Origin of the sequence: Mucilaginibacter conchicola (genome assembly GCF_003432115.1) — a bacterium.
Lineage (GTDB): Bacteria > Bacteroidota > Bacteroidia > Sphingobacteriales > Sphingobacteriaceae > Mucilaginibacter > Mucilaginibacter conchicola.
In genome coordinates this window covers 162864-178759 of sequence record NZ_QWDC01000005.1, presented here as the reverse complement: position 1 = coordinate 178759, position 15896 = coordinate 162864, and the positions used below count along the sequence as shown (strand labels likewise).

The window sequence follows — 15896 nt, the reverse complement described above, 5'->3', positions numbered from 1 at the left end:
TAACGGATTTATAATCTTAAAAGTTTAAGAAATGGCCCCCTATAACAGAATTGTTAACCTACTATGACATTTGCACAGCTTAGCTTTCTTTTATAGCCGTTATCTCATCGCGCACGTAAATTGGGTTTGCACCACGCTTACTTGCCACGAACGAACCAATAGCGCAAGCTTCTTTCAGGATCTTTTGCATTGGCCTTTTTTCGATAATGCCTGCCACAAAAGTTGCCAGGAAAGCATCGCCGGCACCAACGGTATCGGCAACATTTACCTTAAAGCCCGGATGCTCATAAAACTCATGATCGTGCCAGATAATGGCTCCATTCTCGCCACGGGTTACACAGATGGTTGAGGTATGATACTTTTTCTGGAACTCTACTATCTTTTCTTTAAGCTGTCCGTTGCTGCCGTGGATAAGCAATTCTGCTTCTTCCTCGTTCATTTTTATCACATTGGCGCGGGCGGCAAGCGTTTCAATATCCTCAACAGTGTAGTGCGGGTGGCGCAGGTTTACGTCAAACACTTTAAGGGCCTGGGTATCTTCCAGCATATTCAGCAAAGTATCGCGGGTTGCTTTACCACGGCTGGCTAAACTGCCAAACACAATTATAGAAGCGCTTTTTGCTTCTTCTATCAGGTTTTTATCTAACTGGATATTATCCCATGAAACAGGCTCGGGGATAATATAGGTAGCATGGTTTTTTTCATCAAGCTCAACAGTAACCTCGCAGGTAGGCAGGTTGTTGTCTTTTTGAATGAGGTTGGAGTATAGCTTGCTATCGCGAAGGAATGTGGTTAATTCCTTACCCGACTCATCTTTACCCACGCGGCTGGCAAAACAAACGTTAATGTGTTGCTGAACCAGGTGCCTGGCTACATTCATTGGGGCGCCACCGGCTTTTTTCTCATCGCCAAAAGCATCCCATAAAACCTCGCCAAAACATAGTACCTTATCTTTCATATTTGTGTTGATCAGAAATCGGTGTAAAGCTAACAAGGATTTGCAGTATGCAGTGTTAAATTTAGAATAAGTGCGTTAATCATTTCTTAACATTTGTTTAAACAACAGTAGAGCACCCTGCACAATAAATGCATTTGCACGTGTACAGTTATTATTATTTGAGGATGAAATCTGCTACTTTTAGGGTATGAAGAAACTGATATTTTCCTGCTTTTTGATGGTTTTATCGTATTGCTGCTTTGCGCAGGAGAAGCAGGCCATAGCCAAAGTGATGCATCAGCAACAGATAGACTGGAGCAACGGCGACCTTGAGGGCTTTATGCAAAGCTACTGGAAATCAGACTCGCTGGTTTTTATAGGCAAGCGCGGCCCTACCTACGGCTGGCAGCAGGCACTGGATAATTACAAGAAAGGTTACCCCGATAAAGCCGCCATGGGTAAACTCACCTTTAGGCTGGATAAAATAGAATTGCTAACCAAGGCCGATGCCTTTGTGATGGGTGCCTGGAGCCTTGCCCGCGAAAAAGATACCCCCGGCGGATATTTTACCCTTTGGTTTAAAAAGATAAACGGCAAATGGGTTATTGTTTGTGACCATACGAGTTAGTCTGAATCAGAATTAAGGATTTTCAGAATAAACCATTTGTCATTCTGAGCGTAGCGAAGAATCTAACCGCGTTCTTAATACAACGTCTTTGCGAAGAGTCGCGTGGCAATCTCCCTTTAAGATCAGTTCTTCGTTAGGAATGGCAGTGAACGGTATGAAACGTCAGTGGATGTTACTTTCTTTTCTCTCAAAAGAAAGTAACCAAAGAAAAGTCGCGACTTGGTAACGCGCTACAACGTTAGTGCATTAGCAAAGCCTGTGGTTACCGCACGTTACGCTATGTCGCATTTTTTTGGGTAGCGTTAGGTCAGGCTTTTTCTTTTTTAATCCTTTTTTCTACTCCTGTCAGCAAAAAAGCTTCGGGCGAAAGCGGGCAGAACAATGTTAGGTGGTGCGGTTGCAAGGGCATAGCAATACTTGCCGAAGCGAGGGCAATGCGCGAACGAAGTAGCGGCAAGATTTTGCAGCCCATGGTTCTGAACGCTTTGCCGGGCAATGGCCTCGTGCGGCAAAGAAGCCTCTTTGCTGGCTTGATCTTTGGTTACTTTGTATCAAGACAAAGTAACAGCCCTCTGCGGCAATTGAGCAGACTAACGTAAATTTATAGCACAAACTTAGCATGTGAGATGCCGAAATAAATTCGGCATGACGTTCTTCTAATGAGTATACCACTATACTTCTTATCTTAAAGAGATTGCTTCGTGCCTCGCAATGACGCAAGGCGGAGTGATGCGTCAGCAGCCGGACAGCTTAACGTAGTGCCTGTATATAATAAAAGCCTCTGCAACGCAGAGGCTTTTATTAGCGAGTCTCAAATCTCACATCTAATATCTCAAATCTAAATTACACCGGCCTTCCCTCAGCCAATGCTTTATTAGCACGTTTAATAGCCACGCCTTCTTTCCAATCCATATAACGGCTTTTGAAGCTTTTTTTCATCACATCATCAAACTTACGCTGGATGGTGAGGTTATACAGGCTTTGCGCTTTTATAGCCCATGATTTATCCCACGCGCGTAGACTTAAGGAATAAGAACCATCCAGGTATTTCATCCAGTGCCAGTAGCCGGTTGGCATAAACAGGGTATCGCCATGCTCAAGGTATGCCTCAATGCCGGGGATGCCGTTAAGAGCCGGGTATTTTTCTATATCGGGATTCAGTACGTCATAATCTTCCAGCGCATAGGTTGCGTTTGGCAGGCAGTAGAGGCGCTCTTTCCATTTATTCTCGAACAATATTACATGCTTGCGGCCACCAAAGTGGGTATGAAAAATATGCGGAAGATCAATGTCGTAATGCAAAAAGGTCTCGGAGTTTGAACCGCCAAAGAACATAGCCGGCATGCTTTCTATAAAGCCGCCCATAAGGTCTTTTGGTATGGCAATATCATTCAACAGCTGTGGCGCATGCTTAAATATGTTGAAGAAAAATATGCGCAGCTCGGTAGGTTGAGAGCGGATCAGATCAATATATTCATCAAAAGGCATTTCTGCTGCCGATGAGTTGATGGGTTTTGCAGGATCGGCCTTTGAGTTATCGTATAATGGTACCACCTTGTTGCCTACCACACTTTTCAAATACTCGGGCGTCCATTTTTCGCGGGCTGCCCAGGTGTTGGTAAGGCCTTTAATGATGAGCGGGCGACGAGGTTTCAGATAGTTTTTACGAAAATCTTCGGCGCTGATGGTATCAACAGTATCAATAGGGGATAGTTTAAAACTCATAAGGTTACATTAAAGGAATGTTATGCAATGTTGCACAACTTATCCCAATTTGCCAAATAACGGAGTTAATTGTTGGATTGGCGTTAAGCAGGTGTTAAGTTTTTTGAGTGAGTCATTGGGGCATTGAGTCATTGGCAAGATTACAGATACAAGAATATGTCGTTTCGAACGAGCGGGAGCGAGGAGAAATCGTGTTATTCCGTAAAATCCATCAACTTACAGAGTAGCAAGATTTCTCCTCGTACCTCGTTCGAAATGACATTTGTGTTTTGATATTTAGTTAAACAAAAAGCCCCTCGATGCTTTGCATCGAAGGGCTTAGGTGAGTCTCAAATCTCACATCTAATATCTCAAATCTAACTACAACGGTTTCCCGTCGGCCAGGGCTTTGTTGGCACGCTTAATGGCCAAGTGCTCTTTCCAGTCCATGTAGCGGCTTTTGAAATTCTTTTTCATGATGTCATCAAATTTGCGCTGCAGGGTTAAATTGTACAGGCTCTTTGCTTTAATGGCCCATGAACTGTCCCAGGCACGTAACGAGATGGAGAATGATCCATCCAGATATTTCATCCAGTGCCAGAAACCGGTAGGCATAAACAAGGTTTCGCCGTGTTCCAATATCGTCTCCTGGCCTTCAATGCCGTTAAGTGCCGGGAATTTCTCAAAATCGGGGTTGGCAATATCGTAGTCTTCTAAAGCGTAAGTAGCGAAGGGGATACAGTACAGGCGCTCGCTCCATTTGTTATCAAACAAAATAACGTGCTTACGGCCGTTGAAATGCGTATGGAAAATATGCGCCAGATCTATATCATAATGCAGGAACGTTACCGAACCCTGCCCGCCGAAGAACATATTAGGGTATTTATCAAGGAAACCACCCATCAGATCTGATGGTGAACGGTAATCTTCCAGTAAACCCGGCGCATGTTTTATCGGATCAAAAAGGAATATACGCAGGTCGGTTGGTTCTTTTTGTATCAGATCAATATAGTCGCCAAACTTCATTTCGGCGGCAGATGCGTTTATGGGCTTTGAAGGATCGGCCTTTGAACTATCGTACAGGGGAACAGTTTGGTCGCCCACAACTTCTTTAAGGTACTCAAAAGTCCATTTTTGTAAAGCCGGCCATGTTTCGGTAGCCTTGCTTATCACCAGCGGCTTGCGTGGCTTTAAGTAATTGTTAACAAAATCTTCTTTAGTGATAGTGTCAACCCTGTCTATCTGAGTTAGGGACAAGCTCATTTTTCTATAAATAGTGATTGCTGTAAAATTAATTATTTAATAATGAGCAAACACGGGCTTAACTCATTTTGAAATTCGGCTGACAAAAAAGCCCAGATGGTCAAACCATCCGGGCTTTTTATTTTGTTGGCAGTTTACAGTGGACAGTTTGCAGCTTTTTTTTCTGACTGCAAACCGGGAACCAAAAACTGTCAACTGTTCAAAGCTGCAAATTCTGTACTCAGTTGGCGGTTTTACAATTAACCTTAAACTCCTTAATTTTTAAAACCAACCGCTGCCGCCAACTGAGTACATATTTGTTTTTACAGTTGCCTATCAGAATCAATCTCCTCTCACTGCAAACTGCTAACTAAGAACTGCCTACTAATTATTAGTTTGGCATTAAAACAGTGTTTACTACGTGTATAACGCCGTTGCTTTGGTTAACATCAGCAATGGTTACCCAGCTTTTGCCGCCTTTTTCATCAACCAGGTATATTTTTTTACCTTGTGCCATGGCTTTTAAAGTGCCACCGCTTACCGTTTTCAATTCGGCTGTACCGTTGCCTGCTTTAATTTTTGCCATTAGTTCGGCTGCGCTCCATTTACCTGCTACTACGTGGTAGGTCAATATTTTGGTCAGCATGTCTTTGTTCTCTGGTTTTAACAAGGTCTCAACAGTGCCTTTTGGCAGTTTATCGAAAGCCTCGTTAGTTGGAGCAAATACAGTGAACGGACCGGCAGATTTTAAAGTTTCTACCAAACCCGCAGCTTTAACAGCCGCTACAAGGGTAGTGTGGTCTTTAGAGTTTACAGCATTGTCAACAATATCTTTGGTTGGGTACATAGGTGCACCGCCAACCATTTTAGTTTGAGCAAAAGTTTTTGGGCTGATTGCAATAGCTACTAAGGCAAACGCCGCGATGATTAATTTTTTCATTGTTTTTGAGGTTATCGTATTTGTTTAGAGATACGCCGATAACCCACCTTGCGGATTTTTATTTCGAACTCTGAAACGGTGTGATGGATAGCTAAATGGAGTGGGGGTGATTTTCTTCATGCGTCATTGCGAGGAACGAAGCAATCTCTTTAGGACAAGTTAACGCCTTGCATGCCGGATTTGCTTAAAGAGATTGCTTCGTTCCTCGCAATGACGAGATTGGGTACCCTAAAAAAACATTTCCGCAGCAATGGCATCCGCATATAGCTTACCTTCGGTAGTAAGCGTTAGCACATTGGCATTCTTTAGTAGTTTTCCCTGAGAGATATATTCCTCGGCTATTTTCATTAAGGTTGATGACGCACCTGAGGCGATGCTATCCAATTTATTCAGATCCAGCCCCCAGACGGTACGGAGCGAGGTCATGATGTATTCGTTGAGGCGGTCGGCTTCGGTAAGGATTTCGGTTTCGGCGGGGATGGTGTTATCGCTTAAACCCTGCAAGTACTTGGCATTGTTGGCGATGTTCCACTGGCGGGTATCGCCATTAAACGAATGTGCAGATGGCCCAATGCCCAAGTATTTTACGCCCTTCCAATAATTAGAATTATGGCGGCTATAATGACCAGGCTTGCAAAAGTTAGAGATCTCGTAATGCTCAAAACCATTTCTTTGCATGGCATCAAGCATGTAGGCAAATTGCTCGGCGCTTTGCTGTTCGTTCATGGGCGGTTGTTTCTTTTTGCTGATGAACGCTGCCAGGGCGGTTTGCGGTTCAACCGTCATGCTGTAGGCTGATACATGGGGGATGCCTAAAGAGAAAACTGTTTCGAGGTTATGTTTCCATTTACTATCGGTAAGCAAGGGGTAGCCGTAAATAAGATCTACGGTGATGTTCTCAAAGCCAGCATCCTGGGCGCGCTTTACCGATGCTTCGGCTTCCTGCGCGCGGTGCACGCGGTTCATCCAGGCCAGGTCTTCATCAAAGAAGGATTGGATGCCTATACTGAAGCGGTTAACAGGCGTTTGGCGCAGCGCGTTTATTTTCTCCCTGCCAAGGTCATCAGGGTTGGCCTCGAGTGTGATCTCGGCATTGCTGCTAACACTGTGTAATTGCGTTATGCGGTTGATGAGGCTGTTCACCTCATCGGCAGATAATACCGAGGGGGTGCCGCCGCCAAAGTAAATGGTCTCTATGGTTTCGCCCTTTAGGTAATCCTTTTGCAGTTCCAGTTCGCGGAGCATGGCATCCAGCATTTGGTCCTTATATTTTAAGGAAGTGCTGAAATGGAAATCGCAATAATGGCAGGCCTGCTTGCAAAACGGAACATGAAGATAAATACCTGCCATAGCGCAAAAATCGGGATATTATTTTAATTGGCGTGTAAGAAAAATTTGTCATTTCGAACGAGGTACGAGGAGAAAGCTTCTGCAGCTGCTACTTATGGCGTAGAAGATTTCTCCTCACGCCGGCCCGCTTTCCTTCCCTGCTGCTCGTTCGAAATGACAGTTTTTGGATATTAATTGACTTTTAGCGGCACACCGGTCTGGTTTATTTGTATTACGCATCATCCAATAAATACAATAACTTTGCGGGCTGATGGCACCTACACGCTGGCTTACAGTATTTATTTTATTGATAACCCTGGGCTGCTCTGCAGCGCAGGCACAGGTAAGCGATGATACCACCGAGGTAGCTATTGATACGCCTGTGGTAAAACCGAAGCCGCGTTTTACTGGTCCGTTACCTTTTTTAGATTCGGTAGCCCACGCATCGGCCATGCGTGAGCAGTTCATATCAGATTCGCTTTCTATGTTGTACATAGCCAAGCCCGATCCTGAGCGGCCCAACGCATTTGTAGATAGCATCCTTAAGGCCAATGCTTACAAGAACGATCTTTTCCTGGGCTTAACAACTAAAGTTGCGTCCCATCAGGGGTACGGCCACACGCGCCCCTCACGCGATATTTGGGTGATAGGCGTAATATTTATTTTGCTGCTTTTTGCTGCCGGTTTAAATATCGCATCAACCAAGGATGTTGCTAACGTGTTCCAGTCTTTTTACCATCGCAAGGCCGCCGGCCCCGCCGGGAAAGAAGAAAGCCCTATTAACGCATGGACGTTTATCGGCTTGTTTATCCTTTTTGGGCTTACCTGCGGTATGTTGCTGTATTTGCTTACTACAGGTTATTATAAGGTATATTATACAATTGCAGGCTTCCAGCTATTCATAACCCTGTCTATTGTTATCATTGCGTTATTTGCAGTTAAACTTTTAGTACTTAAATTTCTGGGTTTTGTGTTTGATATCAGTAAGCTGGTTGATGACTATATAGCTACCTTATCGCTCACGTATTTTAATATCACTTTTGTGTTTTTGCCTGTAGCCGTGTGCTTTAGCCTAATTGCCGATGCCTTTATCCCTTTCTTGCTGGCTATTACCCTGGTATTGGTAATAATTATATTTATATGGCAGTACCTGCGCAGCAGCGTAAGCATTATTACAAATTTCCGATTTCATAAGTTTTATTTATTTATGTATCTTTGTGCCCTCGAAATTTGCCCTATATTAATACTGATAAAGGCGCTTAATATTGGATTTAGGTAGATAAAATGGCATTGGAAGACAGAAAGAAAAAGGTTAAAAGTATATTAGTTACATTACCAAAACCTGAGAACGACAAGAACCCCTACGCTGAACTTGCTAAGAAGCTCAATTTAAAGATCGATTTCAGATCATTTATTCACGTAGAAGGCGTACCTGCCAAGGACTTCCGTAAGGAAAAAATTAACCTGGCCGATTTTACTGCGGTAATTTTCACCAGCCGTAACTCAGCCGACCACTTCTTCCGTATATGCGAAGAAATGCGTTTTGAGGTACCGGTAGAAATGAAGTATTTCTGCCTTTCAGAAACCATTGCGCTTTACTTGCAAAAGTATATCCAATACCGCAAGCGTAAGATCTTCTTTGGTAAACAAACCGCCGCCGATCTGGCAGAGGTATTAAAGAAACACTCGGCCGAGAAGTTCCTTTACCCATGCTCTGATGTTGCGGCAGAGGAAACCCAGAAGTTTTTGTTAGATAATGGTTACAACTTTACTCCTGCTGTGCTTTTCCGCACCGTATGCAGCGATTTAAGTGACCTTGCCGAAGTGTTTTATGATGTGATAGCTTTCTTTAGCCCATCAAGCATACAATCGCTTTACAAGAACTTTCCCGATTTTAAACAGAACAATACACGTATCGCAGCTTTTGGTGCTACTACCCATAAAGCAGTGCTTGATGCAGGCCTTATCTTAGATATCCCGGCACCAACACCAGGCGCCCCGTCAATGACTATGGCTATTGAGCAATACGTTAAACAAGCTAATAAATAAAATTTAACTGTAGCCGAACGCAACTTTCTGCGTGGCCAAGCGTATAACGGTGAAAATGTTTATTCAAACGGAGTAAATATTTTCACCGTTTTTTATTTAATACGCAGGTTGTAAAGCTTTTAACCGTGGTAACAATACCTCTCGTTAAAAAAGAATTTTTAGCCTTGCATACGGTAAATTTTAATATATTCGGGGCGTTTCGGTATTTTTTATAGGAGATTAAAGCATAATACTGATTTTGGATACAAAATGAAACAATTATACTTTGTGATTGCAGTTTTAACCGGTACTGTTTTAACCGGTTGTGGTATTGGTGGTGGCGGCGGTAACAACGGTGAGGTAACCGGTGTTAGGCAGCGCAATTTTAGGGCTACCACGCCCTACGGAATGGTGTACATCAAAGGCGGTACCTTTTTAATGGGCCAAACCGACCAGGATGTGTCATTTGCCCAAACCGCACAAACTAAACAGGTAACGGTATCGCCGTTCTTTATGGATGAAACTGAGATATCAAACACCAAATACAAACAGTTTGTTTTTTGGGTGCGCGACTCTATCGCTATTACCAGCTATCTAAACGATCAGAAATATTACTACCAGCCAAAAAAAGGTGCTCCTGCAGATCCTAATGGCCGCAAGTACATTAACTGGGATTATGTGGCTAAAAACCCTGTATTCAGCTTAAAAGGTAAAAATGCTTCAGCAAATCAACAAAAACTGCAAGGCCTTTACTACCAGGGTGATGACCGTATATTTGACCGTAACGAGATCGATATCCGCCTGTTAAAGTATAACTACTCATTAATGTCGTTACGCGATGCATCAAACTACCGTAATGATAAAACCAAGCGCCGTTCAGATTTCATCATCCGCGATACCGTGGGTGTTTACCCTGATACCCTTGTTTGGTTAAGCGATTTTTCTTACGCAGCTAACGAGCCTATGGTTGAGGGTTATTTCTCTCACCCTGCTTTCCGTAACTACCCTGTTGTTGGTGTTACCTGGCGCCAGGCACGCGCTTTCAGCGTATGGCGCACCCGCTTAAGCGATGGCGCTAAAGATAAACGTAAACTACCGCACAACAACCCTTACCAACTGCCTGATGAGGCACAGTTTGAGTACGCAGCGCGCGGTGGCCGTATAGGTACTGATTACCCTTGGGGCGGCCCTTACATCAAAAATGCAAAAGGTTGTTTAATGGCCAACTTTAAACCGGGCCGTGGTAACTACACTGATGATGGCGGCGCTTACACGGTAAACGTACGTTCATATTTCCCTAATGATTTTGGTTTGTACAACATGGCCGGCAACGTTGCCGAGTGGACATCATCAGCTTATGATGAGTCTGCATCAACCTTTGTGCATGACCTTAACCCGGCTTTCCATTACGAAGCTAAAGCCAGCGACCCTGAAGTGTTAAAACGCAAGGTGGTACGCGGCGGTTCGTGGAAAGATATAGGTTACTTCTTACAAAACTCAACCCGCAGCTTTGAGTATCAGGACACTGCGAAATCATATATCGGTTTCCGTTGCGTAACTGATTACATGGGCCGCGACATCAGAGACAGACGCTAAAACAAAACACACAAATAACAAAACTACTACTACACAAAAAGATTATGGCTGGGAAGAAAAAACCTTACGGAATTGGCAACATCGTATCATGGGGTGCCTCTATTGTAATTGTGGGATTGATGTTCAAGATCCTTCACTTACCGGGCTCAACCTATTTTATTGCCGGTGGTTTAACAGTTGAGGCTTTATTGTTCTTGATGTTAGGCTTCCAGAGGGAAGACAAGGAGATTGATTGGACACGTGCTTATCCTGAGTTGGATGAGGATTACAACGGAGAACTGCCAAAAGTATCGGCCCGCCCGGCTGCAGCAGTTCCTGCTAATTTCTCAAACACAGCAGCGTTGGATAAAATGCTTGAGGATGCCAAAATTGGCCCTGAGCTTATTGGCAGCCTTGGCGAAGGTTTAAGAACCTTTGGTGATAAAGTAAACGCTATATCGCGCGTTACCGATGCCGGCGATGCAACTATTGCCTACACCAACAAAGTAAAACAGGCTACAGCAAGCTACGATAACTTAAGCAATGCTTTTGATAAAGCATCTGCTAACCTTGCTGAAATGGCTAATACTAACATTGATACCAAAGCGTACCACGATCAGGTGAACAACCTGGCTAAAAACCTGTCGTCATTAAACGCGGTTTATGAGCTGGAGCTACAAGACTCAAGCGCGCACTTAAAATCAATGAACAAGTTTTATCAGAACCTGGCGCTTACCATGAACAACTTTAACGAATCATTAGAAGATTCTAAACAGTTTAAAGAAGAGGTAGGTCGCTTAGCTAAGAACCTTGCGTCGCTTAACTCAATTTACGGTAACATGCTTACTGCCATGAACCAACCGCGAGTTAGCTAAATAATTTTTTTTGACAGAAGTATAAACTGATAAATACAAGGTATGGCGGGCGGTAAAGAAACCCCAAGGCAGCGGATGATAGGTATACTATACCTGGTACTATTAGGGCTTATAGCCTTAAACGTGCCGGATAGTTTACTCGATGCCTTCAGAAATATTACGGTGAGTTTGGAGACTTCATCCAAAAACGTTACTACAGGTATTGATAATACCTACAAAGCGTTTGAAGCAACCAAGTTGAAAGAACAAAAGGAAAGGGCACAGCCAATTTACGATAAAGCGAAAAAGGCCAGTGCAATAGCCAATGATCTTTACAACTATATCGAATCGTTAAAGCAGAAATTAACAGCAGCAGGTGGCGGCTTTAATCCCGAGATAAATGACGTGGCGCAACGCGATAACCTTGATGTATCGGCCCACTTAATGATCGACGGAAAAAATGCAGATGTATTGCGCGAAAAGATAGACGAAACGCGCAAGCAATTGATAGAGACATTACCGGAACGCGACAGGGCAGGTGTAAATTTCTCGTTAAATGCTATCGATCCACCAAAACGTGGCGATATCAAAAAAACCTGGCAGGAAGCTAACTTTGGCGATGGTATCCCTTTGGGCGCTACTTTAACCACTTTAGCCAAATTACAGGCTGATACCAAGAATGCCGAGAACGAGGTTGTTAAAAAGATCTTAGGCGAGGTTGACCAGGCCGTAGTGAACCTTGATAAATTCAACGCGGTTGCAGTTGCGCCATCAAGCTATGTAATAGCAGGCCAGCCATACACGGCAGAGGTTTTCCTTACAGCGTCTGATTCAAAATCAAACCCTGATATTTCTGTTAACGGTAATAAACTGGCAACCAAAGATGGTAAAGGTACTTATACGGTAAGCACCGGTTCTGAAGGTACTTTCACATGGGTAGGTAAAATCCATGTGCGCCAGAACGACGGTACTTTTAAAGATTACACAACAGCACCGCAAACTTACCAGGTAGCCCGCCCATCGGCAGTGGTATCTCCTGATAAGATGAACGTATTGTATATCGGCGTGCCAAACCCATTATCAGTATCGGCACCGGGTGTTTCAAAAGATAAAATTAAAGTAAGCATCAGCGGCGGTTCTATCAGTGGTTCGGGCGGTCACTACACAGCTAACGTATCATCAATTGGTACAGCTAAAGTAACTGTTAGCGGCGATAAAGGTACCGTGTTAGGTACTTCGGAGTTCCGTGTAAAACGTATCCCTGACCCAAGAGCGATGTTTGCCGGCAAAAGCGGTGGTAACACAAGCGCTGCCAACTTACGTGCACAAGACAGGCTTTTTGCCAAGTTAGATAACTTTGAGTTTGATGCTAAGTTTAACGTAACCCGTTTTACGATGATCTTGATCAAACCTCGCCAGGATGCCATCATCCTGTCAACCACAGGTGGCGAACTTTCTGGTGCTATGAAATCTGCTTTGGCGGGTATCACGCCGGGATCTACCTTAGTATTTAAAGAAGTTGTAGCTGTGGGCCCTGATGGTACTCAGCGTGGATTAGACGGTATGGTAATACAGGCTAATTAATTGGAGATTATGAAAAAGACATATTTGATCGTTTTACTTTGCATGGTTTGCAGTGTTTCTTTTGCACAACGCAAAAAAACCACTACCAAGCGTAAGGCTACAACCACGCGCCAGGCTGCCCCGCGTACAGCGGTTGCACCTGCAACTACTGGTGCCAGCGCTTCTTTACAGCCTGATACTGCAAGGAAAAAACCTTTTGACCGCCCTTTGGATGGTTACTACAAAAAGAACAACATCCTTAGTGCAAAAGTAACTCCATACGCTAACCTGCGCGAAGCCGATGTAATGTTTGCTAAACGTATCTGGAGAGAGATTGACGTTCGCGAGAAAATGAACCAGTACCTGGCATCGCCAAAAATGCGCTTAATTGATGTATTGATGGCTGCTATTGATGCAGGCGAATTAACCGCTTACGATCCAACTCCGTCAAAAGACGATCCGAATGGTGATGGCTTTACAAGGCCACTAAGCGGCGCTCAGGCACGCAGCAAAATGGCTGATAGTGCAGTAGTAGATCAATTTGATAAAAACACCGGCGAGAAAATAGGTTCTAAAGTTATGGCCGGCGAATTTAACCCGGATAGTGTTGTTAAATTCCGCTTAAAGGAAGACTGGGTGTTTGACAAACAACGTTCAATTTTTGAGCCACGTATAGTTGGTATTGCCCCGTTGGTAAAGCCAAAAGCAGCGGGTTTAGACCTGGAATACCAACCGGCTTTCTGGATCTACTTCCCTGAAGCACGCCCTATACTGGCAACCAAAGAAGCCGTTAGCCGCAACAACGATGCAACCGGACTAAGCTTTGACGACTGTTTAGTGAAACGTATTTTCACCAGCTACATTGTCAAACAATCTAACGATAAAGACGAACGTATCCGCGATTACGCACAAGGTATTGATAAGCTCTACGAAAGCGACAGGATCAAAAAGAGCCTGATGGACTGGGAGCTTAACCTGTGGCAATATTAAGTTTTAGAGATCAGAGATTTGAGGTTAGAGATTAGTTAGCCTCTTTATTTTAAATATGAAGCCCCGCTTGTTTTACAGGCGGGGCTTTTATTGTGTAGAAAATCATGTCATCGCGAGGAGCGCCAGCGACGCGGCAATCTCATCGCGTTTAGTCGAACGCGATGAGATTGCCACGCTATCGCTCGCAATGACATGGATTTTTGATGGTATTAAAAATAGCTTACGGCAACAAACCACCGGCCTTTTGCTCGCTCACAGCGGGGTTAAAATAGGCGGTGATAGCTTTGGCTTGTTTAAGGTTCACTACTTCCTGCAGTTCGGTCTCCGTAGCTTCTTTAATTTTCTTTACCGATTTAAAGTATTTTAAGAGCTTCTCGGCAGTTGTTTTGCCAATGCCGTCTATCAGTTCCAGTTCGGTGGCTAAAGTGCCTTTGTCGCGCTTTTTGCGGTGTGCCGTGATGCCGAAACGGTGTGCCTCATCCCGCAGTTGCTGGATGATCTTTAGCGTCTCTGATTTTTTGTCTAAATACATCGGGTATTGGTCGCCGGGATAGTAGAGTTCTTCCAAACGTTTAGCAATGCCGATAACAGTTACTTGCTTCTCGATACCTAATAATTTCAAGCTTTTTAAAGCCGATGACAACTGCCCCTTACCACCATCAATAATGATCAATTGCGGCAAGCCGGTATCCTCATCCAACGTGCGGCGGTAACGGCGGAAAACGGCCTCTTCCATGGTGGCAAAGTCATTAGGGCCCTCAACCGTTTTTACGTTAAAGAAACGGTAATCCTTTTTAGATGGCTTGCCGTCCTTAAAAACCACAATGGCCGATACCGGATACTTACCCTGAAAGTTTGAGTTATCAAAACACTCGATGTGTCGCGGCAACTGGTTCATGCGCAGATCCTTCATCATCTGCGTAAGCAGGCGCTCGGTACGTACCTCGGGGTTTAGTTTCTCGTACTGGTCTATCTTTTCCTTTTTAAAGAACTGTACGTTCTTCTGCGATAAGTCAAGCAGTTTGCGTTTCTCGCCCAGTTTAGGTACGGTGAATTTAATGCGGCTGTCTTCCAGATCGATATCAAACGGAACAATGATCTCTTTTGATGTACTGTTATACCTTGTCCGGAACTCGCTAATGGCGATCTCCAGTAATTCCTCATCACTCTCATCCAGACGTTTCTTCAACTCGATGGTTTGCGTTTGGATGATGGTGCCGTTCATTACCTTTAAGTAATTTACAAAGGCGTATTTCTCCTCGGATGCAATGCTGAACACATCCACATCCGTAATAGACGAGTTTACAACGGTAGATTTACTCTGGTAGTTCTCCAACAGGTCGGCTTTGCGTTTAAGGCGGTGGGCAAGTTCAAAATTGAGGTCGGCAACGGCTTCATCAAGGTCGCGCTTAAGGCCGCGAACCACGTTGCCAATCTTGCCGTTCAGCATATCTGTTATCTCGGCAATGCCGCGGTCGTAATCCTCTTCCGACTGGAAATTCTGGCAGGGACCTTTGCAGTTGCCCAACTGATACTCTAAGCAAACTTTGAATTTGCCTTTATCAATATTCTCACGCGTTAATGCCAGGCTGCAGGTACGCAGTGGATAGGTTTCCTTAATCAGCCCCAGTATGGTATGCATCATGCTTACCGAAGCATAAGGGCCAAGGTATTTAGAACCGTCCTTAATGATGCGCCTGGTCCAGTATATACGCGGGAAATTCTCGTTCTTGATGATGATCCAGGGATAAGTTTTATCATCCTTCAGCATTACGTTGTAGCGCGGCTGATGCTTTTTGATCATGGCATTCTCCAGCAGCCATGCATCTACCTCGGTATCAACAATAGTGAAAGTGATCTTGCGGATCTTGGATACCAGTACCCGCGTTTTGGCGTTTATCTGCGTATCCTTATTAAAGTACGATCCCACGCGGTTGCGCAGGTTTTTAGCCTTGCCAATGTATATCAGTTCATTATCGGCATCCCAATACTGATACACCCCCGGCTTGTGCGGTATGTTTTTTAAAGCTTCCCTGTGATCGAATTTTTCCATGCCCCTCAGTTTGCAGTTGCCGGTTGGCAGTTTGCAGTCAATATTTAACGGCC

13 protein-coding genes are annotated in these 15896 nt (G+C 44.2%); 7 read left to right on the top strand and 6 right to left on the bottom strand.

The features are described 5' to 3' along the window. Positions 1–79 precede the first annotated feature (79 nt). Positions 80–958: a carbohydrate kinase family protein gene (locus D0C36_RS23425; RefSeq protein ID WP_117394158.1), complete on the bottom strand. Its 879-nt coding sequence runs from the start codon at positions 956–958 to the stop codon at positions 80–82. A gap of 187 nt (positions 959–1145) precedes the next feature. Between D0C36_RS23425 and D0C36_RS23420 the strand changes: the two genes are divergently transcribed. Next, positions 1146–1565: a YybH family protein gene (locus D0C36_RS23420; protein ID WP_117394157.1), complete on the top strand. Its 420-nt coding sequence runs from the start codon at positions 1146–1148 to the stop codon at positions 1563–1565. An 843-nt stretch (positions 1566–2408) separates the two neighbouring features. On the opposite strand, the gene D0C36_RS23415 is transcribed toward D0C36_RS23420, so the two are convergent. The 4 genes from D0C36_RS23415 to hemW form a co-directional block, all read right to left on the bottom strand. Further along, positions 2409–3290 carry a cupin-like domain-containing protein gene (locus D0C36_RS23415; protein WP_117394156.1) on the bottom strand — a complete coding sequence of 294 codons (882 nt, stop codon included), beginning with the start codon at positions 3288–3290 and terminating at the stop codon, positions 2409–2411. Between the two features lie 360 nt (positions 3291–3650). Next, the gene (locus D0C36_RS23410) at positions 3651–4532 is read right to left on the bottom strand and encodes a cupin-like domain-containing protein (RefSeq protein WP_117394155.1); all 882 of its coding nucleotides are present in this window, start codon (positions 4530–4532) and stop codon (positions 3651–3653) included. Between the two features lie 370 nt (positions 4533–4902). After that, positions 4903–5451, bottom strand: coding sequence for a fasciclin domain-containing protein (locus D0C36_RS23405; RefSeq protein WP_117394154.1), 549 nt, complete (start codon positions 5449–5451; stop codon positions 4903–4905). Positions 5452–5679: 228 nt separating this feature from the next. After that, positions 5680–6801, bottom strand: a complete 1122-nt coding sequence (hemW, locus tag D0C36_RS23400; protein WP_117394153.1) for a radical SAM family heme chaperone HemW — start codon at positions 6799–6801, stop codon at positions 5680–5682. 250 nt (positions 6802–7051) lie between these two features. On the opposite strand from hemW, the gene D0C36_RS23395 reads away from it, so the two are divergent. The 6 genes from D0C36_RS23395 (at position 7052) to porN (ending at position 13790) form a co-directional block, all read left to right on the top strand. Beyond that, a complete protein-coding gene (locus D0C36_RS23395; protein WP_117394152.1) occupies positions 7052–8059 on the top strand; it encodes a DUF4271 domain-containing protein in 1008 nt (335 codons plus the stop codon). Between the two features lie 5 nt (positions 8060–8064). Then, on the top strand, positions 8065–8829 hold the full coding sequence (locus D0C36_RS23390; RefSeq protein ID WP_117394151.1) for a uroporphyrinogen-III synthase: 765 nt from the start codon (positions 8065–8067) through the stop codon (positions 8827–8829). Between the two features lie 249 nt (positions 8830–9078). Further along, a complete protein-coding gene (gene porK, locus D0C36_RS23385) occupies positions 9079–10404 on the top strand; it encodes a T9SS ring complex lipoprotein PorK/GldK (RefSeq protein ID WP_117394150.1) in 1326 nt (441 codons plus the stop codon). A gap of 44 nt (positions 10405–10448) precedes the next feature. Then, a complete protein-coding gene (gene porL / locus D0C36_RS23380) occupies positions 10449–11258 on the top strand; it encodes a type IX secretion system motor protein PorL/GldL (protein WP_117394149.1) in 810 nt (269 codons plus the stop codon). Between the two features lie 42 nt (positions 11259–11300). After that, the gene (gene porM, locus D0C36_RS23375; protein WP_117394148.1) at positions 11301–12821 is read left to right on the top strand and encodes a type IX secretion system motor protein PorM/GldM; all 1521 of its coding nucleotides are present in this window, start codon (positions 11301–11303) and stop codon (positions 12819–12821) included. Between the two features lie 9 nt (positions 12822–12830). Continuing rightward, positions 12831–13790 (top strand): type IX secretion system ring subunit PorN/GldN, encoded by a 960-nt coding sequence (gene porN, locus D0C36_RS23370; RefSeq protein ID WP_117394147.1) that lies wholly within the window; start codon positions 12831–12833, stop codon positions 13788–13790. Positions 13791–14010: 220 nt separating this feature from the next. Here the strand turns inward: porN and uvrC are convergent, their stop codons facing one another. After that, positions 14011–15843 carry an excinuclease ABC subunit UvrC gene (gene uvrC, locus D0C36_RS23365; RefSeq protein ID WP_117394146.1) on the bottom strand — a complete coding sequence of 611 codons (1833 nt, stop codon included), beginning with the start codon at positions 15841–15843 and terminating at the stop codon, positions 14011–14013. Positions 15844–15896: the final 53 nt, after the last annotated feature.